Source organism: Serinicoccus profundi, assembly GCF_008001015.1.
GTDB classification, from domain to species: domain Bacteria; phylum Actinomycetota; class Actinomycetes; order Actinomycetales; family Dermatophilaceae; genus Ornithinicoccus; species Ornithinicoccus profundi.
The window spans coordinates 304795-329666 of sequence record NZ_CP042862.1 but is presented as its reverse complement, the minus strand read 5'-3'; the positions used below and the strand labels follow the sequence as shown (position 1 = coordinate 329666).

Genomic DNA, 24872 nt, shown 5'->3' with positions numbered 1-24872 from the left:
GCTACGCCTCGGTGGAGACCCGCGTCTACCTCCACGAGAAGGTCTGGAGGGTTGCGGTCCGACCGGAGGGTGTGGCTTCAGTGGTTCCGGGCGGCCCTTGCCGGGAGGTGTTCGACGACGACTCGCCCGGGCTTCCAGGTGATCCCGGCAATCTTGCGCAGCGGCGCAAACGGGTCGGATGCCCGCTGCCAGGCGACCGCCAGGCTGGCCGAGATCTCCGCTGCCTCGTCCGGACAGGCCCGGGCGGCCAGCCCTCGCAACGCGTCCACGTCAGTGAGCTTGGCCGTGACCCTCCAGGTGGCCGTCCCGTGATCGACGGAGTCCCCCTTGGCCTCGCTCTCCACCGACAGGATCCGCAAGGCGCCGGCCTCGAGCGCTCCCTCCAGTCCCTCGCTGGGCCAGATCAGCCAGGCAAGAGCATCGAAGACGCCATCGCCGGGCACCGCAACATCCGGTGCCTCAGACTCGGCGTCCTCGACGCCGCGGTCAACGCCCGAGGCGGCGATCACGACGCCCTCGTCCGCCCGCGCCGCGGCGTGCACGGCAGAAGCATCAGTGATGGTGACCTGCGCGGTGGTGGTCAGTCCCCACACCTCCCGGTTCCTCCCGCGCTGCGCTCGTTCGGGATGGACCTGGGGCTCGCGGTCGGGCAGCTGAAAGAGCCCCGGCTGTTCGGCATCCATGAAGACCGACCCTATGCCCGTCAGCCCCCTGGTCCGATGTCTGGCGAGCACGGTCGCGCGGGCGTCATCGGGTGTCGCATGGCCGCGAAAGGATGTGTGTGGGCTCGGCGTAGCGTCGAAGTCGTTCGCAGCCTCGTCGCGCTGGCGGCGGGCACCGGCTGAGGCCCGGACCCGAGGCCGCCGCAGGAGGCGACCATGTCCACCACAACCAGCTCAGGGACGGTCCTGCCGTTCCAGCCGTCCTCGATGAGCAACGCGCAGCTCGCGGCGGTCTCGTTCCTGGCGCGTTACTCCGGAGCCACGCATGCCCTGTATCGGACACAACTGGGCCGCTGGTTCACCTGGTGCGAGACCAACGACCTTGACCCGTTGGTCGGAATCCAGCGGGCCCACGTCGAGCTCTATATCCGCGAGCTCGCAGGGCCGGCCTGATGGACTCCTCCGTGAACACGATCATGCACGCCATCCGGGGTACTTCCGGTTCGCGCACATCGACGGCACCATCCCGGCCGACCCGGCCGTGTACGCCCGGCTGCCGAAAGTCCATCGTGACGAGTCCCGCACCCAGGGCCTGGACCGGCTGGAGCTGATCCGCTTCCTCCAGGTCGCCCAGACGATCACCGTCCACCACGGTGCGCTGGCCTACCTGCTCGGGATCAACGCCCTGCGCGCCTCCGAGGCGGCAGCGGTGCGGATCGAGGACTACACCGATGTGCTCCGGGGCCACCGGGTGCTGCACCTGGTCGGCAAGGGCAACAAGCCCGCCGCCATGCCTCTGACGGTCCCCGTTCTGCGAGTCCTCGAAGCCTGCCGAGGAGAGCGCACCAGCGGGCGACTGGTTTTGCGACCGCTCTCGGGCAACCCCATCGACCGGCGCGATGTCTACCGGATGGTGCAGCGCATCGCGAAGACGGCGAAGATCCCCAGGCACATCAGCCCACACTCGCTACGGCACGCCGCCATCACCAACGCCCTGGATGCGGGCGTGCCCCTGCGCGACGCGCAGATCCTGGCCCGGCACGCGGACCCCAGAACCACCGAGCACTACGACCGAGTCCGCGGCAACCTCGACCGCCACGGCGTCCACTTCCTCACCGCCTACGTCGCCGGCGTGTAGATGGCCCCCGGCGACGACGTCAGTTCCGCCCACTTTGGGGCAGCATCGCTCCGCCCGCTCTGGGCCACCTGCGAGCTGGGCGCTCGCGCCTGGTCGCCGGTCGATCCATCACGACTCCGCCGAGAGTCGCGCGCTCGACGGACGCGCCTTGCAGAGGCTCGTGACAGACCGGATCCGCCGAGAGTCGGACGTTCGAGCGGCGCCCTGCGGGGAGGGGCGTGACATCACGCTCACGCCGATGAGCGGTCGCCGCAACCTGCGAGACTCATAGCGTGGAACGCCCGATTTCCGTGCTCGGCACGGCGCCCGATGTCGTCGTAGAGAACGTCGAGGAGAAGGTTGGCTGGCTTCGCCGGAAGTTTGTCCCGCGGGAGTTCCCTTACCTCGAATGGACGGTGGACGGCGTTCCGCTGCGTAAGGTCGTTGCGTGGCCGACTGGTGATGTCGCTGGGGAAGTGACGCCGATTGAGAACGAGTACGCCGCGCGGGAGTACCAGGCCGACTACCTTCGCGCAATCCTCGGTGAGCCGGTGGAACGAGAGTGGACGATCATGTCCGACGGTCGGGTTCCTCTGCTTGTCTGCAGTACAGATTTCGATCTGAACTGCCGTGCGCTGACCGCCGAGCTCCTGGTCTCGCGGGCCCTGGTCGAGTGGCGCGATATCGCATGGCAGGTCGACTATGAGCCGCTCGACCTGGCAGAGCAGGAGCAGCCCGTCGTCTCGTTGACGTTCGATCGTCGGCAGTACGAGGCCATCGTTCGCCCGCTGCTCATGGCACTCACTGAGTCATAGATCGCCTGGGCTGCGATACCCGCTCATGCCGCGTTCGGGGCTAGAGATTACTCGGCGGCCTCGACCGCGGAACGGACCAACGCTAGGACGCGGTGGGCGATGGAGCGAGCGTCTTCCGCAGAGCCTGGCTCGTTGCTCAGAGTCACCAGGTAGTCGAAGGACGCGTGGGTGAACTGACCGTGGCTGCTCATCCCCCCAGCGATCCACGAGTCTAGGTCCGCCGCCAGCATTTCGGCGTCGGTTTGAGGCGGGGAAGTCAGTGGATAAGAGGTGCCCAACTCCGCCCAGAGGCGGCTCAGCTCCCTCGTTTGCGACTCGGACAGGTCGTACACGGCCCCCAGTGTGGCAGGCAACGCGCATCCGCACATGCCGCTGTGATCGCGTAGCGTCCGACCATGCCGCGCTGAAGACGCGGTAGCGTCCGCTCCTGCCGCCGGGAGTTCGAGGTTGACGCCGTGGAGGCAGATTCCGCCAGGTTGCGCTCAAGGGCGGCGCGGCCTGTCGTTGTTCACACCGGTCAACGGCCGATCACGTAGCCGAGGGCCAGCACGCTGATGATCAGATGCACGACGAGTAGCACTACGAGGGGCACCGCGACCGGTCCGGGCCGACCGGCACCAACAGATGCCGCCGACGCGCCACCCTTGGGTGACTGCTGGCCCGTGGTCGCTGTGACCGTAGGCTGCCGTCCGCGCAGCGCCTCCACGGCCTGCGCGGTCGACCGGGCAAGGTCCGCCGAGGCGAGGCGAGGCGACTCGAAAGACACCAGGTCCGAGGACGCGTCCGCCGCGTCCTGCGGCACCGAGGCGGGGTCGAGCTCGAGAACGAGGACGTCGTCGCGCACCATCGCCTGACGCACCCCCGTCCACGGCACCACCCACGACCGCAAGCCCTGCGGATGCACGAGCCCTTGCTCGGTGAGCTGTACCGCTGGCCGCAGCCGCGTAGCACCATCAAACAGAGCTGAGCCGGCGAGGAACGCCGCCCCGAGGACCTCCCACCAGGTGAGGTCGCGCACGAACCACAGCAGGAGGGGCACGGCCACCAGGCCCGCAGCGACCTGGACCGCCGCGACTGCCCTGCGCCAGGCGACGACGGGGACGGAGACCGGCAGCTGCGGACGGACCCCGGTCCCAGCGACGTGTTCGGCCCCGCCGAAGGCTTCTGCCCGAAGGAGCACCAGCTCCTCCTGTGTCGTGGGTCCGGACTCCAGGTCGGTGGGCAACGCTCGGCCGACCGCAGGGTCGGGCAGGTCGACCACACCCCGCGGTCGCTCCGACAGGGCAGGGGCCAGGATCATGAGCGAGCCGAGCAGCAGCGCGCACCGCCCGCCCTCTCGAAGGTCGCCGAGCAGCACGGCACGGGTCGGCCGGGCCCAGCGCAGGTCCTCGGGGTCGTCCGAGTCGGGATTCGCTGCTCGCTGCGGGCCGTACACCGACGTGCCGGTGCCGCTGGTCTCCCGCGGCACGGCGAGCCGTCCGTCGAGGACCGCGAAGACTCGACGGCTCGGGTCATCGAGGTGGGCAAGCCCCACGAGGTCCTCGCTGTCGGGCAGCGGTGCGGCGCACACCTGCACCGCCGGGTGGCTGCCTGAGGTCAGCGCGATCAGCCCGCGCCGCCGGCCCACGGCCTCGCTGCCAAGCAGCGCTGCCAGGACGAGCGCGCCAAGGGCGAGGCTCAGCCAGAACGTCTCATCCCACGGTTCGGCCGTGAGCTCGGCCCACTCAGGGTCTTCCGGGTCGGTCCGGACGGTGACGCGCTCGCCGAGCGCGTACTCCTCCAGGGTGTACAGGTCGGGTCTCAGCCGGCCGTCGAGAGTCTCCAGGGTGATGTGGAAGGGGTCCTCGGGGTCGACCTCGACCACGGTTGCGGTGGTCACGACCGCCCGCTGCAACCGCTCGGCGTACGTCGACACCGAGCCCAGGAGGAGCCCGGCGCACACCACGGCCGCGACGAGCGCGGCCACCGCACCCGCGGCATACGCGAAAGGCCACGGCGGCGGGCCCATCTCCCGCACGGCTCGCTCCACCCAGTCCGGCACCATGACCGTCCCGGCCGACGAGCCCAGCTCGGCCGCGCGCCGACGCCGGGCCGACAGGATTCGCAGGAGCAGCGTGAGGCACAGCAGGGTGTAACCGGCCGCGGCGACCCGGCCGGCCCAGGCGGGGTCCCAGAGCACGCTTGCGACGCCGTAACCGATGCCGAGGAGCAGCGCGGCGAGCGGCCACCGCCACAGCAGCACGACGGAGCCCAAGAGCATCGGCGCCACGACCGAGAACAGCCATGCCGCCTCGCACGGTGCCGCCGAGGTGCAGGTCATGGGGTCGGTCGCGATGGAGGCGGCCACGGTCAGGACGGCGGCGACGACGACGGTCCACCGGACGACGCGCCAACGTGGGCCGGGAGGGTCGTTCCACGTCGGGGTGGCCGAGGTCGGCAGGGCGGGGGGCGTCATCGGCGCGCGCTGTAGTGCATGGCCGGAGTGTAGGGACAGAACGGCACGCAACGGTGCACTCCACCGCCCGACGCGCCGGGCCCCAAAGGCGATGATCCAGGCGAAGGCCCGCGGACACCGCGCTACGTCCCTGTGACACCTCCAGAGACGTGCGACGCGACCCTCACGAGCGCGACCCTCGCCATCGGCGGGACGTAGTTGTCCACGCAGACGTGCTGTCCCGACGATCCCGCCGATCGAGACGAGCACCGTTCACCAGGACCAACAGGATTCCGCCGCCCACCGCACCAGCCAACAAGAACGCCTCCGTCCTACGGTCCGCACCCGCCTGCCCGCGCAAGTAGTCGAAGTCAGTAGCAGCCATCGCCTGCACTACTTCTCCGGCTTCGTCACGCTGTACAAGGACGTCCAGAGGCGGTGCGTAGAAGATTTCGTCCGTTGGCGGCTGCCAGCCCTCCATCGTCGGAGCATCGACAGTACTGGTGTTTGCAGCGTCGACGCCCTGCAGCTCGGTCCACCCGGGAGAGCCATCTAGACGTATCCGGACGCCAGCCACCTCATACCACCCACCGAAACGCCCCGGGACATACTTGATACGGACCTCCACCCGATCCACCGTTTCCCGCACAGAAGACGCCGCGAGGCCGGCGGCAATTTGTGAGGATGCTGAAGTGCTGACGAGGCCATGAATTAGAATGACCGACATCACCAACAGAAACCACAGGACCGACAGGACGCCCTTCCCCTTCCAACCCAATGCCAACCAAGTCAGGAGGCGCAGCTGCAGAGGTTGACGAGGGCGACGGTCCCGTGACACGGACGCATTATGCGCCATTTCCGGCCCCCCCTATGCAGTCCTCACGACTCCCGCGATCGACCTTGGCGGTCTGCCCAACTCGATGATGCCGACTCGTTAACGCTACTAACCTCAGCGAAGAGGCGCGAGTCGGCGGAAGTGAGTCTTGCTCCCAGCCCTCGACGACGCCTTCTGCTGGTTCGCCGGCAAAGCAAACTGACCCTCTGCTGCCGGTTCCCCTCCTTGCAACCAACCGCTTCTGCCGCATGTCGCTTGCTACTCGGCTGGTTGAACCGGCACCGGCTGGCCGTTGACGGCGTCGATGACGCGGCGCCCGTCGAGTGGCGAAGCGAGCTCGGCCTTGACCGAATCCTGGCAGTCGAGGCCAGAGTCGACGCCCGCCAGCGATACGGTGACGCGGATATCAGAGCCTGACTCCTCGACCTCCGCCTGCGGATCGCGATTGCAGGAATTGACTGCGAGCTCAAGCTGCCGCGAGTCGGGAGCACCGTAGGCGGCATTGATTGCTGCGGTGTCGGGTGCGGACGTCAGTTGGGGCTCAGGATCGCCGGCGTCCAAACTGCAGCCCGCGAGGCCAAGCAGCACGGCCAAACCACCAGCCCTGGCGGCAACGGCGACTCCCCAACTGCTCGTATCGACCATCACTCATCTTGGCACGCCGACGTCCGCGGGATGGCTCGGAGACGCACTACTTTGCCGCATGCGGCGCACCTCCTGGGCAGCCGACCCCGGGGGGCTTCACCCTTCGCGATCCCCGCCGAGGCCTGCCTCATAGATCCTCAGCGCACCCGACGACCACGCACTGCCCACCACGCGGCTGCCAGGACGGCGATGATCAGGCCGCCCGCCGCCATCGTCCAGGTCGCCGTCCAGTTCGCGCCGACACCTGTTCTGTCGAGCACCAGCGCGGTCACGAGGGCTGCGATCGCGAAGGTGGTCACATTGACAGCGAGAATCAGGACCAGTCTCCTGGACTTCCTCTCGGCTCTATCGCCGGATTCTGGCATGTGGAGTCATCCCTCCTCCGCGTTCCGGTGCCATTCGTCGTGGAGGCTGTGCTTCTCCGGCTGCACCGTCGCGCCGCACCGGTCGCAGACCGATTGGTGACGCGATAGGTGGTAGCCCTCCCGCACGGGTTGCCGAAGTCCGAGGTACTCCCGTGTGCGGTCCCAGATCCTTCCCATCCCGCCAGCCTATGTCCGCGGCCAGCCTGAGGACCGGCCCACGACCCACCGGGTGCAGACTTCAGTCCATGCGCATCGCGATCCTCGCCGGCGGCAGCCGCGGCGACTACCAACCCGTCATCGCGCTGGCCCAAGAACTGGTGCGACGCGGGCACGAGGTCGGGGTCACCGCGACGACCGACTTCGCCCCCTGGGTCCGCGAGCACGGCCTCACCGTCGAGGAGGTCCACGTCGACGCGATGCAGATCTACCGCGACGGCGACGTCTCCACCGTCATGGCCAGCACCGGCGTCGCCGGGCAGGTCGGGGCCCTCCGCGCCCAGGCCGCCGCCATGGCCCCCGAGCTCGCCCGCGCCTTGATCGACCTCTGGCCGCGCTACGACGCCATCATCTCCACTGCCCTCACCGTCGGCTGGGTCGCCCAGCTCGCCGCGCACGACCCGCGCCCCCAGGCCGTGCTCCTCTTCGTCCCGGCGCTGCCGTCTCGCCACGGCGACGCGAGCCTGTTCGCCGACCGCGAAGGCGCCTCCCTGCACAACCTGCGCGCCGGACTGCGCGGCGTCCTCCCCGGCCTGGCCATGTCGGCTCCGGTCACCAGCGCCTTGGCCGCGCAAGGAGTGCCGCGCCGACGCTCCCTCCGGGCGCTACGGCATACCCTCACCGTCCCCGCCGTCATCGCCCACACCCCGCAGCTCATCGCGCCGCGCCGGGTGAGCGGGCGACAGATCGTGCTCACCGGCTACCCGTTCCTCGACTCCCCCGCCGGCACCACGCTCGAGCCCGAGCTCGAGGCCTTCCTCGGCGACGGCCCGCCGCCGGTCTACGCCGGGTTCGGCAGCCAGAGCCTGCGGGTCACCAGGGCGGCGCTCGGGCACGCGATCGAGGGGGCGCTCGAGGCCGGGCACCGCGTGGTCGCGCTGCGCGGCACCGGACTCCCGGAGGGGTATGACGAACGCGTCCTCTTCATCGACGGCGCCCCGCACGACCTGCTCCTGCCCCGGACCGCGGCGATCGTGCACCACGGGGGCGCGGGCACCACGGCGCAGGCGCTGCGGTCGGGGGTGCCGCAGGTGGTGGTGCCGTTCGCCCTGGACCAGCCGTTCTTCGCGCGACGGGCGCACGAGATCGGCGTCGCCGCAGCGCCTGTGCCGGTCGGCGCCACATCGGTGGAAGCTCTTCGGCTGGCAGTGCTGGACGCCACCCAGCGGCACGAGCGGGCGGCGGAGGTCGGCGCACTGGTGCAGCAGGAGCGTGGAGTCGAGGAGACGTGCGACCGGCTGCTGGACGGGCTACAGAGGGAGCGCCGATCACTCGGGCACACAGCACCGGGCGGACCGCCTTCTCGGAGGGACACCTCCCTCACGCGCTATCTGCACGCCGACGAGGCCAGGGTCGGCCTGAAGGTCCTCTACGCGGGCAAGGACGACGACTCCGGGATTGAAGACCCGGATCTGGTTCGGGCCGGCCACATCCTGCTGCATCGCCACCCCGGCGTGATCCAGCTGTTCTACGGGCCTGGCGTCAACCACTGCATCGTGGAGTTCGTCGGATTGGAGGACCAATTCATCAGCACGATGGTGGGATTCGACCACCACCGCGACGGCCATTACCCGGGCCTGCTGGTGCCGAGTGAGGAAGAGTGGGTGCAGGCCTGCGCCGCCGGATGGTGGAATCAGTGACGGATCTACCGGAGGGAGCCCACGATGGCCGAGAACGTTGATGCCGATCTGATCTCTCGATTACGCGAAGAGTCGGAGCGCACCAAGGACGATCCATACCCTCCCGGCAGCCAGGGCGAGCGGTCGAACCAGGGATAGCAATAGCGGCAGACTTCGGGCACGTGCTTCAGCAATGGGCCACTGGTCGAGTCAGGGCCAGCTGTTGACGACGATGTTGGCGGTCAGATCACTGCCCTCGCAGACGGGTTGCCACTCACCCTCGGCGCCCGGCTCGTCCCACCCACCGGCGGCGTCCACGACACCACCCTCCACGGCGTACACGCCGTCGGTCCATCGCTCAGCCCCCTTCACGGCCGCCTCACGCCCGCAGCGGGGACCCGACGACGTCGAAGCGGAATCCACCCATCTCGCCCGACAGCAACGGCCGCGCCTCCTGGATCGCCGCTTGCACGTTCTCCAGACTCAACGAGGCCTGGTGGGCTTCTGCGGAGGTCCACAGCTCGGCCACGAAGACGGTGTCGGGGCTGTCCTCGCTCACCCCGACCTCGTAGAGCAGGCAGCCAGCCTGATCCAGCTCTGACGATCGACGGGTGAGGATCTCGACGAGCGCGTCTCGCTGGCCCGGAAGGGCACCGAGGGTGCCGACATTGGCGAAGGTCATAGTCCCGACCCTACAGACGACCATGCTTCCCTGCACCGCATCCGGCCCAAAGAATTGCGCGTCCCTCGGCACCCGTCACCCCGTAGTCTGGTCGTTGCGGCCGGGCAGCCGGTAAGGCACCACGCGGGTCGTCCCGTCAGGGTTCGAGAAGGGCTGCAAGTAGACCCCGGTGGTGCGCCGCGACAACGGCAGGGAGGTGGGGCGTCGTGACGGGTATGCCGGGGCTTCCCCTCGTGCCCACACTGGCCACGATGCTCGCGAGTCTCGTCCTGGTAGCGGTGCTAGCCGCAAGGACTGCCCGGCGCAAAGGTCGAGAGCGCGGGGTCCGAGCTGGAGCGGCGGTCCTCCTGGTCGGCGCCAGCATCACGGTGATGATCCTCACCTGGGCCGGGCTGGGCAGCTCGGGCAACAGCGGCATCAACCTGATCCCAGGAGCGGGCCTACGCGCCGCTGTGGCCAATGTGAACGCGCGCGTCGGGTTGATCAATCTCGTCGGCAACGTCGCTCTCTTCGTGCCCATCGGAGTCCTCGCGGTCCTCGCAGGCTGGAGCACTCTCCGGGCCATCGTGATCGCGGCCGGCCTCTCCGCTCTGATCGAGGTCGTCCAGTTCGTGGTGGGCCGGACGGCAGACATCGACGACGTCCTCCTCAACGCGCTCGGGGGCGCCATGGGTGCGTTGCTCGCCCAGGTCCTGGTCTTGGCCTGGCAGGGCGCACGGCCCGGACGTAAAGGTGCTTCAGTACTCAGGTGGTGACCCGCAGCCACACCGCCGAGCGTCCTGTGCCCTGCGGCTTGAGAAGGCCTTCATCCTTCAGCTCATGGAGGACGAGTCGGATGGTGGGGTCGCTGATGCCGGGCAGCGCGGCCCGGATATCACTGATCGCGAAGACGGGCCCGCTGTGCTTCAGGACATGCGCACGGACGCGTTCTGACTTCGTTGCTCCAGACCTGTCAGCGGCGACACCCTCAGCGAACCGGGAGTAGCCGCGGGCGAGGAGGGCGCTGAAGTACGTCAGCCAGGGCCACGGATCGTTCGCGTGCTCGTGCCAGTCATGGGTCGAGTCCAGCAGTGCCTGGTAGTACTCGTCAGCCGACTCCGCGATGAGTTCCTCGAGCGACACGAATCGGCCGACCCCATACCCGGCCTCCGAGAGGAGCGCATTCGTCAACACGCGGGCCACCCGACCATTCCCGTCGTCGAACGGATGGATGACGAGCAGGTCGAGGACGAAGAGACCCACGACGAGCACCGGGTGGTGTCGTTCGGCCCTGATCGCTTGGGCGTAGCTGTCGATGAGGTAGGCGACGTAGTCATCGGTGCGTGCGGCAGGGACCGGCTTGAAGCGGACGGTCTGGACGCCGTCTGGAGAGCGGTCGACGACGAGGTTGTCGCCCTCCTTGAACCTCCCACCAGATCCAGGAGTCTCCGCGAAGAGCAGCCGGTGCAGGTGCAGCAGAAGGCCGACATTCAGCGGGCGCCAATCGTCGGCGAAGAGGTAGTCGAGGGCCGCGCGGTAGCCGGCGAACTCCTGCTCGCTACGGGTGCGCAGCTCGATGCGCCGGTTGGCGATGATGGCAGCAGCACGGTGGCGATTCTCGACCACGACACCCTCGAGGGCGGAGGACGCGGTGATGCTCGCAACCCGAGCGCGGTGGGCTAGCTCGGTGAGGAGGTCGGGGACCTGGTTGAGGTACAGACCCTCGCTGCCTTGACCCCGGTCGACGTCACGCAACGCCATGACGACCGGCGCGGGCACAGTGCCGAGGACCCGGTCGAGATCCAGGAAGGAGTGCACCAGAAGCCCTCACAGACGGTCTAAACTACATATTTTGGCGGCTCATTATGTAGTTTAGACCCTGCGGCTGGCACATTGGTCGCCTGAGGCTCACTCCCTCGGCGTCACCCGCAGGACGACGTCGCCCTCACCGTTGGACGTTGTCACCCACAGGGATCCGTCGTCGGCGAGGGTGAGCGAGCGCAGGCGGCCGTAGGCGCCCTCCAGCTCGGCCATCCGGTCCTCACCCACGACCTGCTCGCCGTCGACCCGCAGCACCGTGACGCCCGCCCCCTTGAGCTCGGCGGTCGCGAGCGCGCCGTCCCACGCGCCCCACTGCTCGCCGTCGAGGAAGACCGCCCCGGTCGTCGCGTGCGTCGGGTCGCCGCTGCTCCACGCCGCCTCGACCGCGTCGGGGAAGCGCTCGGTGTCGGTCATCGGCACCGACTCGTCGTATCCCGCCCCCGGCGCCCACCCGTAGTTCGCCCCCGGCTCCAGCCGGTTGACCTCGTCGTCGACCGACGAGCCGTGCTCCACCGACCAGATCGTCCCGCTGCCCGGCTGGCTGGCCAGGCCCTGCACGTTGCGGTGTCCATAGGTGTAGATCCGCGGGTCGCCGTCGACGAAGGGCGCGTCGGCCAGCGGCTCACCCTCGGGCGTCACCGCGAGCACCTTGCCGCCGAGGGAGTCCAGCGACTGAGGGTTGGTCTCGTCGGCCGCGTCACCCGTGCCGACGTAGAGCGCGTCGTCGGTGAGCAGCAGGCGGCAGCCGCCGTGCCGACCGGAGGTGATCGGCATACCGTCCACCACCACGCCGTCCGTAATCGCCGCAGTCGCGCCCTCGTCGAGCTGCCAGCGGGTGACGCGGACGTCCTGCGGCTGGCCGCCGGACTGCGTCGCGTGGCAGAGGTATGCCGTGCCGCCGTCAGGTGCGAGCGCGAGGCCCATCAGCCCTGACTCCGAGCCGACGAAGAGGTCCGGGATGTCGAGGGCCACCTCGCGGACCTCCCCACCGTCCAGCGCCAGCAGTCGCCCGTCGCGCTCGGTCACCAGCGCGGTGCCGTCAGGCAGGTGCTGCACGTCCCACGGGAGGGTCAGCCCTTCGGCGACGACCTCGACCTCCAGCGCCGGGAGGGTGTCGTCGGCGTCGTCCCCCGCGTCCCTGCCTCCCGAGCCGGCCCCCTCGCTCTCGGCCGGTGCGGGCTCGGCGTCGACTTCGCCGAGCCGGGCGTCGTCACCCTCGGCCTCCTCAGCCCCGCCGGAGCACCCCGCGAGTGCCAGGGCGAGAGCGCCCACGAGCAGTGGTCGAGGGCTCCGGGACCGAGGTCGAGGCATGCGTCGAACCTACCTGCGCCACGTCATACCGGCAGGTCGAGCACCTGGGCCAACCGCGCGACCTGGCGCCGCGCCTGCCGCTCGTAGACCGCCGCGCGGGCGTGCGTCGCCAGCCCGGCACGGCGCAGGGGGTAGGCGCTGAGCTGGTAGGCGTGGGCGAGCGCGAGCTGGTGAGTCAGGTCCACCTCGGTCGGCCCGGTCTCCCAGCTCCACTGCCGGCGGATGTCGGCGAGCGTGCGCTCCGGGTCGCCGGAGAAGAGGTGCAGCCGGGCGGCGTCGAGCATGACCGGCGCCACCCCGGCGCGCTCCCAGTCGATGAGCACGTGCCCCGCGTCGGTGTCGATGACGTTGGAGGCCACGAGGTCGCCGTGGCACCACGAGGTCGCGACCGTGCGATCGTCGTGGCCGACGAGGGCGCCGACCGCGTCGACGACGTGAGGCGGCACGAGCTCGGCCCGCACCGTCTCCTCCCACCACTCCTGCCGCATCTCGTCCCACCAGGCACCCAGCGGCAGCTGCTCGACGCCGTGCCCCAGGTGGACCGCCCGCAGCCGACGCAGCACCTCCGGCGCGGCCTCGGTCAGACGGCTCCCCGTCGTGACCGACCGTCCGTGGACCCACCGCTCGACGACGTAGCACGCGCCACCCGGCAGCGACCCCGACGAGACCAGCGGAGGGATGAGGGTGGGGTCGACGGCGCCCACGACCCGGTGGGAGTGCAGGATCCGCTCGAGGCGGGCCAGGTCACCGGAGCCGTCCACCGCGACGGTCAGGTCGGCCCCGGCATAGGCCGCACGCAGCTTGATCCCGCCCCGCACGCCGAACTTCGCCAGCACCACCGCATCCGCCGCGACCGCCGCCCGCACGTGCTGCCGGCCCGCGGGCTCGCTGAGCATCTCGGGGATCAGGGAGGCGATCGACTCCGGCGCGCTCGCCGCCGTCAGCGCCCGGCCGTGCGCGGTGAAGACCCGGCGCACGAGCCGCGTCGGCAGCGGCCGCTCACGGCGCTCCACCTGGCGCACCATCTCCAGCGCCACCGCGTGCGGGTCGCGGCGGGCCGCCGCGCGCCGGGCGCGCACCGCCCGCAGCCGCCACCGCAGCGCAGCAGAGATCCGGTGCCCCAACGCACCAGGCCACCCTCGCCCCATACCGCTCCCCTTTCGTCCACCCCTACCTCACCAGGGGAAAAGGAGAAGACGGTGAGACGACGCTGCGGTGACGACGAGAAGACCGGGAGCACACGGCATACCCTGGGCGCGTGAGCACCCACATCGCTGCCGACCCCGGCCAGATCGCCCCCCGTGTCCTCCTCCCCGGCGACCCGCTGCGCGCCCGCTGGATCGCCGAGAACTTCCTCGACGACGCCACCTGCTACTCCGAGGTGCGCGGCATGCTCGGCTTCACCGGCACCTACCGCGGCGAGCGCGTCTCGGTGCAGGGCACCGGCATGGGGCAGCCGTCGGCGTCGATCTACGTCAACGAGCTGATCAGCGAGTATGACGTGCAGCAGCTCGTGCGCGTCGGCTCCTGCGGGGCGCTCACCGAGCGGCTCAAGGTGCGTGACGTCGTCATCGCCCAGGCCGCCGCGACCGACAGCTCGATGAACAGCCTCCGGTTCCAGGGCTACCACTACCCGGCGACCGCCGACTTCGCCCTGCTGCGCGCGGCCGTCGAGGCGGCCGAGGCCGCCGACGCCCCGCACCTCGTCGGCACCGTCTTCAGCTCCGACAGCTTCTACCACTCGCGCCCCGAGCTGACCGGCAAGGTTGTGGAGTACGGCGTCGTCGCCGTCGAGATGGAGGCCGCCGAGATCTACACCCTCGCCGCGCAGCACGGTCGGCAGGCGTTGGCGATCTGCACCGTCAGCGACCACATCGTCACCGGTGAGGAGACCAGCGCGCAGGAGCGCGAGCAGACCTTCGGCGACATGATCACCATCGCCCTCGACGCCGCGCTGGCGACGCCGCTGCCCTGAGGTCAGGGCTGCCGGTCAGCCCCGGAGGAAGGCCCGCACGTCCTCGGCGAAGCGCTCCGGGTGCTCCAGGTGCGGGCTGTGGCCGCAGTCCTCGTAGACGACCTCGGTGAACTCGCCGGCCTGCTCCAGCACCGCCCGCGTCTGGCCCACCATCGGCTGCGTCGGGCAGACGTCCTCCCCCGGGTAGCCAGGCACGGCGCCGAGCCTGCCCAGCTGCGCGAGGTCGAACATCGAGGTGTCGGAGACGATCTGGTCCTCCGCGCCCCGGATCCACAGCACCGGCGGGGCCGGGTCGAGGTCGGCGAAACCGGACTGGTCGAGGTACTTCGGCGACAGCGCGTTGTTCATCCCCGTCGTCCCGGGCGCGACGCCGGGCCAGGTGTCGCTGGTCGTCGTGTCGCCCGGGTAGACGTCGTCGCCGACCGAGGTCTTGAGCATCGAGTCGAGGTATGCCTCCTCCACCTCGGGCGCGAACGTGAACCCGGGCTTGACGTAGAACGCGCGCAAGGTCGTGCGCGGGCTCGTCGGCTCCTCCCCGCGGTCGCCCGCCTGCAGCGCCGCGCAGAACGCCGGGTTGGCGGTGCCGCCGCCGCTGCCGGCGAAGTCCTCGGCCACCGGGCGCCCGTCGAGACCGGTGCTGCCGCCGAAGCCGAACGGGCTGCCGGGCGCCTCCAGCACGAGTCGCCGCACCCGGTGCGGGTGGTCCATCGCGAGCTGGAGCGCGACGTTGCCACCGGCCGACCAGCCGAGGACGTCCACCGCGCCCTCCACCTCGAGCGCGTCCAGGAGCGCGGCGATGTCGTTGGAGAGGTCCGCGACGCCGCGGGTGGCGTTGATGGTCTCCCGGGCGGAGTCGCCATACCCCCGGAAGTCGGGCGCGAGGACGTGGAACTCGCTGGCGAGGTTCTCGATGAGCCGGTCGAAGAAGGCCGACGAGGAGACATTGCCGTGGATGAGGAGCAGGGTGGGCGAGGTCGGCTCTCCCGCCTCGCGGACGGCGGTGGTGGTGCGGGCGGTCTGCACGGGGCGGGCGTCGTGGGTCATGCGGGCATCCTGCCACCCACGCCCTGGCCGCGGCTCAGATGCGGTGGCCGTCCTCGAGCTCGCCCGGGCCGTCGTCGAGGAGGGAGCGCAGGTGGCGTGCGACGTAGGGCGCGACGTGCTGGTCGATGTCGGCCGGGTCCACCCAGTGCACGGCCCGCAGCTCGCTGGCCTGCAGCGTCACCCGGTCGGCGAGGCCTGGCTGCACCCCCAGGTCGTGGACCAGGAGGAGCGCGTCGTCCCACTGCTTGTAGGGCGGCAGCCAGTTGACCGTGAGCAGCTCGCCGACCGCAAGGTCGAGGCCCAGCTCCTCCCACAGCTCGCGCTGCACCGTCTGTCGCGGTGACTCCCGCGGGTCGACGACGCCGCCGGGCAGGTCCCAGTCGGTCTTGTAGGTCAGCTCGCACAGGAGCACCCGACCCGCGTCGTCGCGCACGAGGCCCTGGGCGATGAGCCGCTTGCGGGGCAGGGTGGCGTTGAGCATGCCGAGGAACGCGCCCGGCGCGCCCGGGGGCGGGTCGTCGACCAGTCGGGCCAGGCGCAGCAGGTCGACCGGGCGGCCCTCGCGGGTCGTGCCCCGGCCCCGGCCCACGCCCTCCGGGCGCAGACCGGCCCGCTGGAGCAGGCGCCGGGCGTCGTCGTCATCGGCCCGCACCTCTGCCTCCACCCGGTGACGACCGGCGGCGAAGCCCTGCTCCACGAGGGCGAGGAGCGTCGTGACCGCGTCCTCCGGAGTCTGGGCGCGCAGCCCGGACAGCCCGGCGAAGGCCACCACGCCGTCCGCCACGGCCCGCAGGCGGACCGCCGCCGGCTCGGCGGGCTCGGGCGGCTGGGGGTCAGACCCGCCGCCCTGGACGGAGGCGTCGTGCTCGGCAGAAGGCATACCCTCGAGCCTCAGACGTGGCGCCGGCTGGTGATGACGCGGAAGCGGTTGGCGACGAAGGCTGCGTCGGCGTAGGCGGCGTTGGCGGCCGGGTTGGCGCCCGTGCCGTGCAGGTCGGAGAACGCGGCCGTCTGGTTGACGAAGATCTGGCCGGTGAGGTTCTCCGACAGCGCGACCCCGGCGTCGGCCGCCGCGTCCCGGGCGTCGTCGAGCACCTGCTCGTCGGTGGAGTAGACCGCGGCGGTCATGCCACCGTGCTCGGCGACCGTCTGCACGAACCGGCGCAGCGACTCCGCCGTGTCCGCGGTGCGGACGACGAAGGCGACCGGGCCGAAGCACTCGGTGGTGTATGCCGTCTCGTTGCCGGCATCGACGCCGATGAGGGCGGGGGTGCGGACGACGGCGTCGGGATAGCTGGGGTGGGACACCGGCCGGGAGTCGAGGACGACGTCTCCGCCGAGGCTCTGCGCGAGCGCCGGGACGTCCGTCACGCGGCTGCGGACGTCGTCGTTGACCGTCGCCCCGAGGATCTCCACAGCCTTGGCGTCGTCACCGGTGAAGGCGCTGATCGCCTGACCCAGCTTGCCGGCGAACTCCTCCGCGGACAGCTCGCCCTCGTCGGTGGTGACGGTGGCGGGGACGTAGACATTCTGCGGGGCCGTGCACATCTGGCCGGAGTACAGGGAGAAGGAGAAGGTGAGGTTGCCGAGCATGCCGCGCAGGTCGTCGGTGGAGTCGACGACGACGGTGTTGAGGCCGGCCTTCTCGGTGTAGACGAGCTTGCCGGCGGCGACCGCCTCGGTCTCCAGCCAGCGGCCGAAGCCGGGGCCGCCGGTGTAGTCGATGATCTTGACCGCCGGGTGGAGCGCGAGATCCTTGGCGAGCGTGCCGCCGTCGTCCTCCGCGGCGAGCTGGACGAGGGCCGGGTCGAAGCCGGCCTCGGCCAGCACCTCGCGGGCGATCTGGACGGTGAGCGCGAGGGGCAGGACCGCGCGGGGGTGGGGCTTGATGACGACAGGATTGCCGGTGGCCAGGCTGGCGAAGATGCCGGGGTAGGCGTTCCAGGTCGGGAAGGTGTTGCAGCCGATGACGAGCGCGACGCCGCGGGGGACGAGGCGGTAGTCCTTCTGCATGCGGATCGGGTCGCCCTTCGCCGGCTTCTCCCAGGTGACCGACGCCGGGACGCGGCGCTGCTCCTCCAGGGCGACGACGATCGCCTCGAGCGCGCGGTCCTGGGCGTGCGGGCCGCCGGCCTGGAAGGACATGACGAACGGCTGGCCGCTCGTGTGCATGACGGCGTGCGCCATCTCGTGGGAGCGGGCGTTGATGCGCTCGACGACCTCGGTGAGCACGGCCGCGCGGACCTCGGCGCTGGCGTCGCGCCAGGCGGGGATCGCGGCCTGAGCGGCCGCCATCGCTGCGTCGACGTCGAGCTCGGGGTAGCGCACGCCCAGCGTCGGGCCGTAGGGGCTCTTCTCCGAGCTGACGCTGCGCCCGGTCGTGGGCTGGTCGGCCAGGCCGTCGATCTCCTTGTTGAGCGTCTCCTGGTGGGCGAGCTGCCCCCGCTCCGGCGAGCCCTCGCCATACACCCGGGGGCTCGGTGACTCCGGGTAGCGGCTGTAGTAGCTGCGCTCCCGCAGCGCCTGCGTCGCGGCCTCGATGGTCTCGGCGTGCTGGTCCAGGAGCGGGTGCGTCGTCGCGGTCTTCGCCATGCTCCTCAGGGTAACGAGGTCGCGGCGTCGCGTCGGCACGGCATCTCGGGGTGAGGAGAGCGGCAGCGCCGCAGCGTCCCGTGGGAGTCGGGATATCTGCCAACTCCTACGGGACCATCGGCAGCAACCCCGCAGCGTCCCGTAGGAGTCGGCATATCCTGCGACTTTCGCGGGACCCTCAAGCGGCCCACCCTCCCGCGCGCAGCGCGTCGGCGATCTGGTCGAGGAAGACCTCCGGGTGCAGCCGCCAGCCCAGGACCGGGATCTGCAGGCTCACCAGCCCCCGCGCCCCGACGGCCAGGGCGTTGCCGCGCACGGCGTCGTCCACCCCGTTCAGGCCCCACAGATGGTGCGCGCCCTGGACCTCCGCGTGCACCCCGAAGCCCTCCCAGAAGAGATCGAGGTAGACGGTCCCGGTCGAGGTCCTGCGGACCTGCTGCCGAGTCGGCTCAGGTATGCCGCGCGCTCGGCACGCCTGGGCGACGTCGAGCTCGTTGATCGAGTGGGCCCCGTCGCAGACGTCGCGGATCACCGAGTCGAGGAGGCGCCGCCGGGAGGACCGGCGCGTCTGCGACCACCGGTCCAGGACCGCCGCGGGAGGGACGAGACGCTGCTGCACCGTCATGGCGATCAGGGTCGAGGCGGCCCGGTCGGAGCGCGCCCACTCGGCGGCACGGATGAGGGCGACCTCCGGCCTGGTGCGGCGAAGGCCGAAGGGGATCGTCGGGCCGATGTCCCGCACCACGTGACAGCGCACCCCGGGGATGTCGCGGACGGTGGCGTTGCGCGGCACGCAGACGTGGACGAGGGGCTCCTCCCAGTGCAGGAGACCGGCGGCGATGAGGGAGGTGGGACCGTCCAGCACTGCGCGCGGCCCCGACTCCCACAGCGCCCGCCACAGCAGACCCTCACCCTGCGGTGCCGCTCCCTCGATGCAGAGGGTGTGGCATCCGGCGCGGTGCCACACGCCACGATCGACCTCGGCGCGCACGTCGTGGTCGGCCAGTCCCGCCCGCAGCAGGTCAGCACGGTTGGCGACGCCGCCGTGCCGCCGGGCCACCTGGCGCCCTACCTCCTGGCGCCATGCCCGACGCCGGGCGGACGGCGTCCGTCCCGTCCCAGCCCTCTCCACCCCCATGGCCTCCCTCCCTCTGGAGCTCTCCACCATCAGCCCCTCCCCTGGAGCTCTGCACCTCACGGCATCCCTTCCCCTGGAACTCTGCACCCCTACGTCACCTCCCCGTGGCACGGCCTCTCCCGGCAACTCTGCACCCAGATGTCCGCGCCGGCTGTCCGTCATCCACAGCCCTGCATAGAAGGTCCCGTGGAAGTGGGCATATGCGCCCACTCCCACGGGACCATCTGGACGCGCCCTGCCTAGGCGACCGGCTGCTGCAGGTCCACCGACCACCCCGCACCTGCACCGTCGAACGGCGTCACGTCATACACCTCGCGGCAGGTCCCGGTGGGCGTGAGACCGCGCGCCTCCACCTCCGCGACCAGCCCCTGCCAGGCCTGCTGGATGCCGGACAGGTCAGCGCCCGCATACCGCACGGTCAGGGCCTTGTCGACGGCCGCGAGCCTGCCGGCCTCCAGACCGTCAGGGGTCTCGTCGGGCCCTACCTGTTCGGCCGCCGCCGCGATCATGCCGTCACCGTCGGGCGCGTAGGTGGCGACGCCGGGACCCAGCCGTGGGCGGTCGCCGATCAGGGCGTTGACGCGCTGGAACATGCTGCTCATCTCCTCCTCGACCTCTGACATCTCCTCGATGCGGACGGTCAGCTGGGCGAGGGTGAGCGCGGGCAACGGCTTCTCGATGTAGTCGGACATGGGATTCTCCTTCTCGATCGATCGGAGCCTCGCCTCGAGGGCCGCGAGCCGGTGACGGTCCGCCGCGAGCTGCTCGCGCAGCGCATCGCGACGGGCCCGCATGAGGGCGATAACCTCGCCCTCGCTCAGCTCGCCGTCCAGCAGCACGCCGACCTGCTCGAGGGTGAACCCGAGCTCCTTGAGGCCGACGAGCTGGTTGGCGCGGGCGAGCTGAGCTGCGGCATACGAGCGGTATCCACTGTGCGGGTCGACTCGCTGCGGGCGCAGCAGGGCGAGCTGGTCGTAGTGGCGCAGCATGCGCACCGACACCCCGGCCAACCGGGCGAACTCTCCGATACTCAACATGGCGATCCCCACTCCACGGCCTGACACCGTGGGAGAGTCAAGCCCCTGCCCTGATCCGGGTCAGCGGCCGAAGAGTCGGGCGAGGAAACCCTTGCGAGGCTGGGGCTGCGTCGGCTCGACCGGCTGTGTCGGTGATGACGGCCGGCTCTGTGCGATGTCGCCGCCGCCGTCCTGGCCCTGGCCGCCCATGGACAGCACCTGCCAGTCCTCCTCCATGAAGGAGTCCCAGAAGTTCACGCCGGTGACCTCGACCGCGAGGCCCTGGATGGTGTCCTCGGTCAGCCGCTCGATCCCGGCCTCCTCGGGCAGGGGCGGCCCCTCGTCCACCGCCCGCTCGCCGTAGGAGTCGACCACGTGCCGGCGGGTGCCATCGGGGTCGCACCGCGCGAAGGAGAACGTGTCGCTCGTGCTGCCCAGCATGGCCGCGACCACCTGACGGTCCAGGGTCCGGGCGATCATCTCGTCCTCGAAGCCGAGGAGCAGTTCCGGCCCGACCAGCAGCAGCCAGCCCCCGACCGGCCGGGCCACGACGAGCTCACCGTCCGGCGAGGTGGACGCCACATCGGCGCTCATCCGCTCCCCTGTCGGCACCAGCCCGATCGCTGCGAGGTCCCCGACCTCGGCGCCACGGACATACACCAGTCCCATGTTGAGTCCCATGCCAGGCGAGTATGTCAGCGCACGTCGACTCGCGCTGTTCCTCGTCCACACTCCCCTCGACGCCCCACGGCCTGCCCGCTGCGTCCACTCCGGTCATGGGGCCTCGGGAGGGCTGGCACCATGGGTGCCGTGATCGACGCCGACGCACCAGGACCGCAGAGCGCCAGCAGCCCGACGACCGAGGGGACCGACGGGCCGGCCGATTCCCCGTCACCGCACCCGCTGCTCCGCGCCCCCGGCGAGGTGCGGGTCGCGGTCATCGGCGCGGGCGCCATGGGGGCGGGCATCGCCCAGGTCGCCGCCCAGGCCGGGCATCCCGTGGTCCTGGTCGACGCCCAGCCCGACGCCGCCGACAAGGCCCTGGCCACGCTCCGCCAGACCTTCGACAAGCTCGTCGCCAAGGGCAAGGTCTCCGAGGCGGACGCCAAGGCGACCCTCGGCCGCGTCACCCCGCACACCACGCGCGACATGTCGACCGTGCCGCCGGTGGCCCTGGTCATCGAGGCCGTCGTCGAGCACCTCGACGTCAAGCGGGTGATCTTCCGTCAGCTGGAGAGCAGCCAGCCCTCCAGCACGGTTCTCGCGACCAACACCTCCTCGCTGTCCATCGACGACATCGCCGGTGAGGCGACCTCCGGGCACGATGCCGCGCTGCACGGCGGCACCTCCCCAGCGATGGCGCACCCTGGCCGGGTCATCGGGTTGCACTTCTTCAACCCGCCGCCGCTCATGGCTCTCGTCGAGGTCATCACCGGCGACGACTCCGACCCGGCCGTGCTCGACGTGGCGGCCGAGCTCATGCGGCGCTGGGGCAAGGAGCCTGTGCGGTGCACGTCGACGCCAGGGTTCATCGTCAACCGTGTCGCGCGCCCGTTCTACGGCGAGGCGCAGCGCATGGTCGAGGAAGGCTTGGTCGACCCGGCCACCGTCGACCTCGCCCTGCGCGAGGCCGGCTTCCGCATGGGCCCCTTCGAGCTCACCGACCTCATCGGCCAGGACGTCAACCTCGCCGTGGGTGAGTCCGTCTGGCGGCAGACCGGTGAGGACCCGCGCTACGCGCCCACCGACTTCCAGCGCGACCTCGTCCGCGAGGGCCGGCTGGGCCGCAAGACCGGGCGCGGCGTCTTCGAGTATGCCGACGGCCGCCCGGTCGACGCTGAGCCCGATGAGGCGCTCGCCGGCAAGCTCGTGGGCGGGCCGCTGCAGACCGACCCGGTCGCGCGCACCCTCGCCATGCTCGTCAACGAAGGGGTCGACCTCGTCCATCGCGGCGAGGCGACAGCCGGGGACGTCGACACCGCGATGCGGCGCGGCACCAACTACCCCAAGGGCCCGCACGAGTGGCTGGCCGAGATCGGCGCCGAGACCGTGCGCGCCCAGCTCACCGAGCTCGACCGGCTCTACCCCGGCGGCCGCTACCGAGCCAGCGAGGCGCTGTGACCCCGATGCGGCGGACGCACGCCTCCCACCCGGTCATCCAGGTCAGGACCACCCGATGAGCGGCACCGACCTCGCCCACGTCCTGCGCATGTGGGAGCAGGACAAGGCCTCCGCCACCCTCGGCATCGAGCTCCTCGACGTCGGCGTCGACCACCACGACGACGGCGACCTCGGCCACGCGCATACCCGGATGACCATCACCGACACCATGGTCAACGGACACGACATCGCCCACGGCGGCTACATCTTCACCCTGGCCGACTCGACCTTCGCCCTGGCCTGCAACGCGACCGGCCGGACGACCGTCGCCGCCAGCTGCGACATCACCTATCTCCTCCCCTCCCGTCTCGGCGACGTGCTCGTCGCCACGGCCCGGGAGCGCCTCATCTCCGGCCGCAGCGGCATCACGGATGTCACGGTATGCCGCGCCACCGACAATGCTGTCGTCGCCGAGTTCCGCGGGCACAGCCGCGCCCTGCGCCCGAACCCGTGACCCACGGTGGTCGGGAGACGCCGGGCGTGCCTCTCGGTCAGGGGAGGCGGGAGGCCCTGCGCCGACGCTATCTCTCGCTGGGCCTCGGCGAGCTCACCGCGGCAGGCGTCTTCAGCCTCATCGCCTGGTCGACGCTGACGCCACGGTGGAGCAGCAGGGAGGCGACGACCCTGTGGTGGGCGCTCGGCCCCCTGGTCCTCGTGCTGGTGCAGGCCGGGGCCTACTGGCTCCTGGGGCGATCGTGGGTCGGGAGGGGCAGGATGCCGCGGAGCGTGGCCGGGGCATACCGTGCCTTCCGCGTCCTCGACCCGCTTCTGCTGGCGGTGGGCCTGGTGATGATCCTGGTGCGCGGCGGCGAGGGCCCGGGCCCGCTCGTGCTGACCCTCTGCGTCTGGGCGTTCGCCGCCCTCGAGTTCGTCAACTACTACGTCGTGCGTCTCGCCTACCCGCTGACCTCCTGGACCCGGGAGGTGGGCCGCTGGCGCTCACCCCGGCTCCTGCAGGACGTCCGGCAGGCCGAGCAGACCGGTCGGCCTTGACACCGAGCCGGGTCGAGGAGGTGCTGACGACGCGCTGTCGGGCCGGGGCGAGCGACGGCATACCCTGCCCGTATGGCGACGCTGCCCGACATCGGCCCACGCCCCGACCTGCACGACGAGGCGGAGACCTGGTCGGTCGACCAGCTCCGCGCCGCCCAGCTGCAGCGGCTCCAGACCTGCGTTCGCCGAGCCTACGACGGCGTCGACCACTACCGCCGCCAGCTGGACGAGCTCGGCGTCCACCCCGACGACATCACCTCCCTCGACGACATCCGCCTGCTGCCGTTCACCACCAAGGCCGACTTGCGAGCCAACTACCCGTTCGGGATGTTCGCGGTCCCGCGTGAGCAGTGCGTCCGCGTTCACGCCAGCTCCGGCACGACCGGTCGACCGACCGTCGTCGGCTACACGCAGGGCGACATCAGCACCTGGGCCGACCTCGTCGCGCGGTCGCTGCGCGCCGCCGGGACGCGCCCGGGCGACCTCGTGCACGTCGCCTACGGCTACGGCCTGTTCACCGGCGGCCTCGGCGCGCACTACGGGGCCGAGCGGCTCGGGTGCACCGTCGTCCCGATGAGCGGCGGGCAGACGGAGAAGCAGCTCCAGCTCATCGAGGACTTCGGCCCGCGCGTCATCATGGTGACGCCGTCCTACTTCCTCTCCCTCATGGACGCGATGGTCGAGCGGGGCGTCGACCCGGCCGGCACTTCGCTGCAGATCGGTGTGTTCGGCGCCGAGCCGTGGACCGAGGCGATGCGCGCCGAGATCGAGCAGCGCTGCGCCATGCACGCGACCGACATCTTCGGTCTCTCGGAGATGATGGGGCCGGGCGTGGCGCAGGAGTGCGTCGAGACCAAGGACGGTCTGACGCTGTGGGAGGACCACTTCTACCCCGAGATCATCGACCCGATCACCGAGGAGCCGGTCGCCGACGGCGAGGAGGGCGAGCTCGTCCTCACCGCCATGACCCGCGAGGCGATGCCTGTCCTGCGCTACCGCACCCGCGACCTCACCCGGCTGCTCCCGGGCACGGCACGACCCGGTATGCGGCGACTCGCCAAGATCACCGGGCGCAGCGACGACCTCATGATCGTGCGGGGAGTCAACGTCTTCCCGACGCAGATCGAGGAACTGGTGCTCGGCATACCGGGGCTGACCCCGCACTTCCAGTGCGTCCTGACCCGGCCCGGGCGGATGGACCAGCTGACCATCAACGTCGAGGGTGAGCCGGGGCTGAGCGGCGAGGACCGGGAGCGGCTCGCCATCCGGCTGGCGGGCCAGGTCAAGGACCGGATCGGGACCAGCGCCCAGGTCGTGGTGCTCGGCGAGGGTGGCGTGGAACGCTCGGTCGGCAAGGCGCGCCGGATCGTTGACCAGCGGGACGACTGAGCAACCATCTGCGGCGCTCGGTGGGCGTGAGCGCGACCATCTGCGACGCCCGGTGGGGGATCCT

General features: G+C 70.8%; 25 protein-coding genes. 10 read left to right on the top strand and 15 right to left on the bottom strand.

The annotated features are described in order from the left end of the window. Nucleotides 1-77 precede the first annotated feature (77 nt). Nucleotides 78-683, bottom strand: a complete 606-nt coding sequence (locus FA582_RS01510) for a hypothetical protein (protein WP_010149310.1) — start codon at nt 681-683, stop codon at nt 78-80. Between the two features lie 195 nt (nt 684-878). Here FA582_RS01510 and FA582_RS16290 point away from each other — a divergent pair, with 195 nt between their 5' ends. The 3 genes from FA582_RS16290 (at nt 879) to FA582_RS01500 (ending at nt 2594) form a co-directional block, all read left to right on the top strand. Continuing rightward, complete coding sequence (locus FA582_RS16290; protein ID WP_010149311.1) at nt 879-1115, top strand: hypothetical protein; 237 nt, start codon at nt 879-881, stop codon at nt 1113-1115. Between the two features lie 88 nt (nt 1116-1203). Further along, on the top strand, nt 1204-1800 hold the full coding sequence (locus tag FA582_RS01505) for a tyrosine-type recombinase/integrase (RefSeq protein ID WP_010149312.1): 597 nt from the start codon (nt 1204-1206) through the stop codon (nt 1798-1800). A gap of 272 nt (nt 1801-2072) precedes the next feature. Continuing rightward, complete coding sequence (locus FA582_RS01500) at nt 2073-2594, top strand: hypothetical protein (protein ID WP_010149313.1); 522 nt, start codon at nt 2073-2075, stop codon at nt 2592-2594. Nucleotides 2595-3111: 517 nt separating this feature from the next. On the opposite strand, the gene FA582_RS01495 is transcribed toward FA582_RS01500, so the two are convergent. The 3 genes from FA582_RS01495 to FA582_RS16285 form a co-directional block, all read right to left on the bottom strand. Further along, nucleotides 3112-5049 carry a DUF3592 domain-containing protein gene (locus FA582_RS01495; protein WP_010149316.1) on the bottom strand — a complete coding sequence of 646 codons (1938 nt, stop codon included), beginning with the start codon at nt 5047-5049 and terminating at the stop codon, nt 3112-3114. 1072 nt (nt 5050-6121) lie between these two features. Beyond that, nucleotides 6122-6508, bottom strand: coding sequence for a hypothetical protein (locus tag FA582_RS01490; RefSeq protein WP_029541916.1), 387 nt, complete (start codon nt 6506-6508; stop codon nt 6122-6124). A gap of 137 nt (nt 6509-6645) precedes the next feature. Next, nucleotides 6646-6807 (bottom strand): hypothetical protein, encoded by a 162-nt coding sequence (locus FA582_RS16285; RefSeq protein WP_158640848.1) that lies wholly within the window; start codon nt 6805-6807, stop codon nt 6646-6648. Between the two features lie 311 nt (nt 6808-7118). On the opposite strand from FA582_RS16285, the gene FA582_RS01485 reads away from it, so the two are divergent. After that, nucleotides 7119-8729, top strand: coding sequence for a glycosyltransferase (locus FA582_RS01485; protein ID WP_010149319.1), 1611 nt, complete (start codon nt 7119-7121; stop codon nt 8727-8729). Nucleotides 8730-8918: 189 nt separating this feature from the next. Here the strand turns inward: FA582_RS01485 and FA582_RS17360 are convergent, their stop codons facing one another. Beyond that, nucleotides 8919-9050, bottom strand: coding sequence for a hypothetical protein (locus FA582_RS17360; RefSeq protein ID WP_272941920.1), 132 nt, complete (start codon nt 9048-9050; stop codon nt 8919-8921). Nucleotides 9051-9087: 37 nt separating this feature from the next. Beyond that, the gene (locus FA582_RS01480) at nt 9088-9390 is read right to left on the bottom strand and encodes a putative quinol monooxygenase (RefSeq protein WP_010149320.1); all 303 of its coding nucleotides are present in this window, start codon (nt 9388-9390) and stop codon (nt 9088-9090) included. Nucleotides 9391-9761: 371 nt separating this feature from the next. Here FA582_RS01480 and FA582_RS01475 point away from each other — a divergent pair, with 371 nt between their 5' ends. Next, nucleotides 9762-10145: a VanZ family protein gene (locus FA582_RS01475; RefSeq protein WP_158640847.1), complete on the top strand. Its 384-nt coding sequence runs from the start codon at nt 9762-9764 to the stop codon at nt 10143-10145. Here FA582_RS01475 and FA582_RS01470 read toward each other — a convergent pair. From FA582_RS01470 to FA582_RS01460, 3 genes are all read right to left on the bottom strand, one after another. Beyond that, nucleotides 10135-11187 (bottom strand): Fic family protein, encoded by a 1053-nt coding sequence (locus tag FA582_RS01470; protein WP_010149322.1) that lies wholly within the window; start codon nt 11185-11187, stop codon nt 10135-10137. The two genes, FA582_RS01475 and FA582_RS01470, sit on opposite strands and share 11 nt — an antisense overlap. 90 nt (nt 11188-11277) lie before the next feature. After that, on the bottom strand, nt 11278-12462 hold the full coding sequence (locus FA582_RS01465; protein ID WP_010149323.1) for a PQQ-dependent sugar dehydrogenase: 1185 nt from the start codon (nt 12460-12462) through the stop codon (nt 11278-11280). 62 nt (nt 12463-12524) lie between these two features. Continuing rightward, entirely contained in the window at nt 12525-13625 is a 1101-nt protein-coding gene (locus FA582_RS01460; RefSeq protein ID WP_010149324.1) for a phosphotransferase, read from the bottom strand. A gap of 134 nt (nt 13626-13759) precedes the next feature. Between FA582_RS01460 and deoD the strand changes: the two genes are divergently transcribed. After that, complete coding sequence (gene deoD, locus FA582_RS01455; protein WP_010149326.1) at nt 13760-14476, top strand: purine-nucleoside phosphorylase; 717 nt, start codon at nt 13760-13762, stop codon at nt 14474-14476. 15 nt (nt 14477-14491) lie between these two features. Here deoD and FA582_RS01450 read toward each other — a convergent pair whose 3' ends face one another. The 6 genes from FA582_RS01450 to FA582_RS01425 form a co-directional block, all read right to left on the bottom strand. Then, a complete protein-coding gene (locus FA582_RS01450; RefSeq protein ID WP_010149327.1) occupies nt 14492-15520 on the bottom strand; it encodes an alpha/beta fold hydrolase in 1029 nt (342 codons plus the stop codon). Between the two features lie 34 nt (nt 15521-15554). Beyond that, complete coding sequence (locus FA582_RS16900; RefSeq protein ID WP_238705458.1) at nt 15555-16400, bottom strand: NUDIX hydrolase; 846 nt, start codon at nt 16398-16400, stop codon at nt 15555-15557. A gap of 11 nt (nt 16401-16411) precedes the next feature. Continuing rightward, entirely contained in the window at nt 16412-18112 is a 1701-nt protein-coding gene (gene paaN / locus FA582_RS01440) for a phenylacetic acid degradation protein PaaN (protein ID WP_010149330.1), read from the bottom strand. 178 nt (nt 18113-18290) lie between these two features. Beyond that, on the bottom strand, nt 18291-19172 hold the full coding sequence (locus FA582_RS01435; protein WP_010149331.1) for a hypothetical protein: 882 nt from the start codon (nt 19170-19172) through the stop codon (nt 18291-18293). A 317-nt stretch (nt 19173-19489) separates the two neighbouring features. Further along, complete coding sequence (locus tag FA582_RS01430) at nt 19490-20287, bottom strand: MerR family transcriptional regulator (protein WP_029541924.1); 798 nt, start codon at nt 20285-20287, stop codon at nt 19490-19492. 60 nt (nt 20288-20347) lie between these two features. Further along, entirely contained in the window at nt 20348-20947 is a 600-nt protein-coding gene (locus tag FA582_RS01425; protein ID WP_029541925.1) for a hypothetical protein, read from the bottom strand. 120 nt (nt 20948-21067) lie between these two features. Between FA582_RS01425 and FA582_RS01420 the strand changes: the two genes are divergently transcribed. From FA582_RS01420 to paaK, 4 genes are all read left to right on the top strand, one after another. Further along, entirely contained in the window at nt 21068-22387 is a 1320-nt protein-coding gene (locus tag FA582_RS01420; protein ID WP_010149334.1) for a 3-hydroxyacyl-CoA dehydrogenase NAD-binding domain-containing protein, read from the top strand. A 55-nt stretch (nt 22388-22442) separates the two neighbouring features. After that, nucleotides 22443-22880: a hydroxyphenylacetyl-CoA thioesterase PaaI gene (gene paaI, locus FA582_RS01415; RefSeq protein ID WP_010149335.1), complete on the top strand. Its 438-nt coding sequence runs from the start codon at nt 22443-22445 to the stop codon at nt 22878-22880. A gap of 26 nt (nt 22881-22906) precedes the next feature. Continuing rightward, on the top strand, nt 22907-23419 hold the full coding sequence (locus FA582_RS01410; RefSeq protein WP_029541927.1) for a hypothetical protein: 513 nt from the start codon (nt 22907-22909) through the stop codon (nt 23417-23419). A gap of 72 nt (nt 23420-23491) precedes the next feature. Beyond that, complete coding sequence (gene paaK, locus FA582_RS01405) at nt 23492-24808, top strand: phenylacetate--CoA ligase PaaK (protein WP_010149338.1); 1317 nt, start codon at nt 23492-23494, stop codon at nt 24806-24808. Nucleotides 24809-24872: the final 64 nt, after the last annotated feature.

Excerpts from the sequence above, each read along its gene's own strand:
- FA582_RS01425 (WP_029541925.1), bottom strand. The coding sequence starts at position 20,947 with ATGGGACTCAACATGGGACTGGTGTATGTCCGTGGCGCCGAGGTCGGG.
- paaN (WP_010149330.1), bottom strand. The coding sequence starts at position 18,112 with ATGGCGAAGACCGCGACGACGCACCCGCTCCTGGACCAGCACGCCGAG.
- FA582_RS01475 (WP_158640847.1), top strand. The coding sequence starts at position 9,762 with ATGATCCTCACCTGGGCCGGGCTGGGCAGCTCGGGCAACAGCGGCATC.
- FA582_RS01480 (WP_010149320.1), bottom strand. The coding sequence starts at position 9,390 with ATGACCTTCGCCAATGTCGGCACCCTCGGTGCCCTTCCGGGCCAGCGA.
- FA582_RS16290 (WP_010149311.1), top strand. The coding sequence starts at position 879 with ATGTCCACCACAACCAGCTCAGGGACGGTCCTGCCGTTCCAGCCGTCC.
- FA582_RS01495 (WP_010149316.1), bottom strand. The coding sequence starts at position 5,049 with ATGACGCCCCCCGCCCTGCCGACCTCGGCCACCCCGACGTGGAACGAC.
- paaK (WP_010149338.1), top strand. The coding sequence starts at position 23,492 with ATGGCGACGCTGCCCGACATCGGCCCACGCCCCGACCTGCACGACGAG.
- paaI (WP_010149335.1), top strand. The coding sequence starts at position 22,443 with ATGAGCGGCACCGACCTCGCCCACGTCCTGCGCATGTGGGAGCAGGAC.
- FA582_RS01485 (WP_010149319.1), top strand. The coding sequence starts at position 7,119 with ATGCGCATCGCGATCCTCGCCGGCGGCAGCCGCGGCGACTACCAACCC.
- FA582_RS16900 (WP_238705458.1), bottom strand. The coding sequence starts at position 16,400 with ATGCCTTCTGCCGAGCACGACGCCTCCGTCCAGGGCGGCGGGTCTGAC.
- FA582_RS01450 (WP_010149327.1), bottom strand. The coding sequence starts at position 15,520 with ATGACCCACGACGCCCGCCCCGTGCAGACCGCCCGCACCACCACCGCC.
- FA582_RS01490 (WP_029541916.1), bottom strand. The coding sequence starts at position 6,508 with ATGGTCGATACGAGCAGTTGGGGAGTCGCCGTTGCCGCCAGGGCTGGT.
- FA582_RS01510 (WP_010149310.1), bottom strand. The coding sequence starts at position 683 with ATGGATGCCGAACAGCCGGGGCTCTTTCAGCTGCCCGACCGCGAGCCC.
- FA582_RS01420 (WP_010149334.1), top strand. The coding sequence starts at position 21,068 with ATGGGTGCCGTGATCGACGCCGACGCACCAGGACCGCAGAGCGCCAGC.
- FA582_RS01430 (WP_029541924.1), bottom strand. The coding sequence starts at position 20,287 with ATGTTGAGTATCGGAGAGTTCGCCCGGTTGGCCGGGGTGTCGGTGCGC.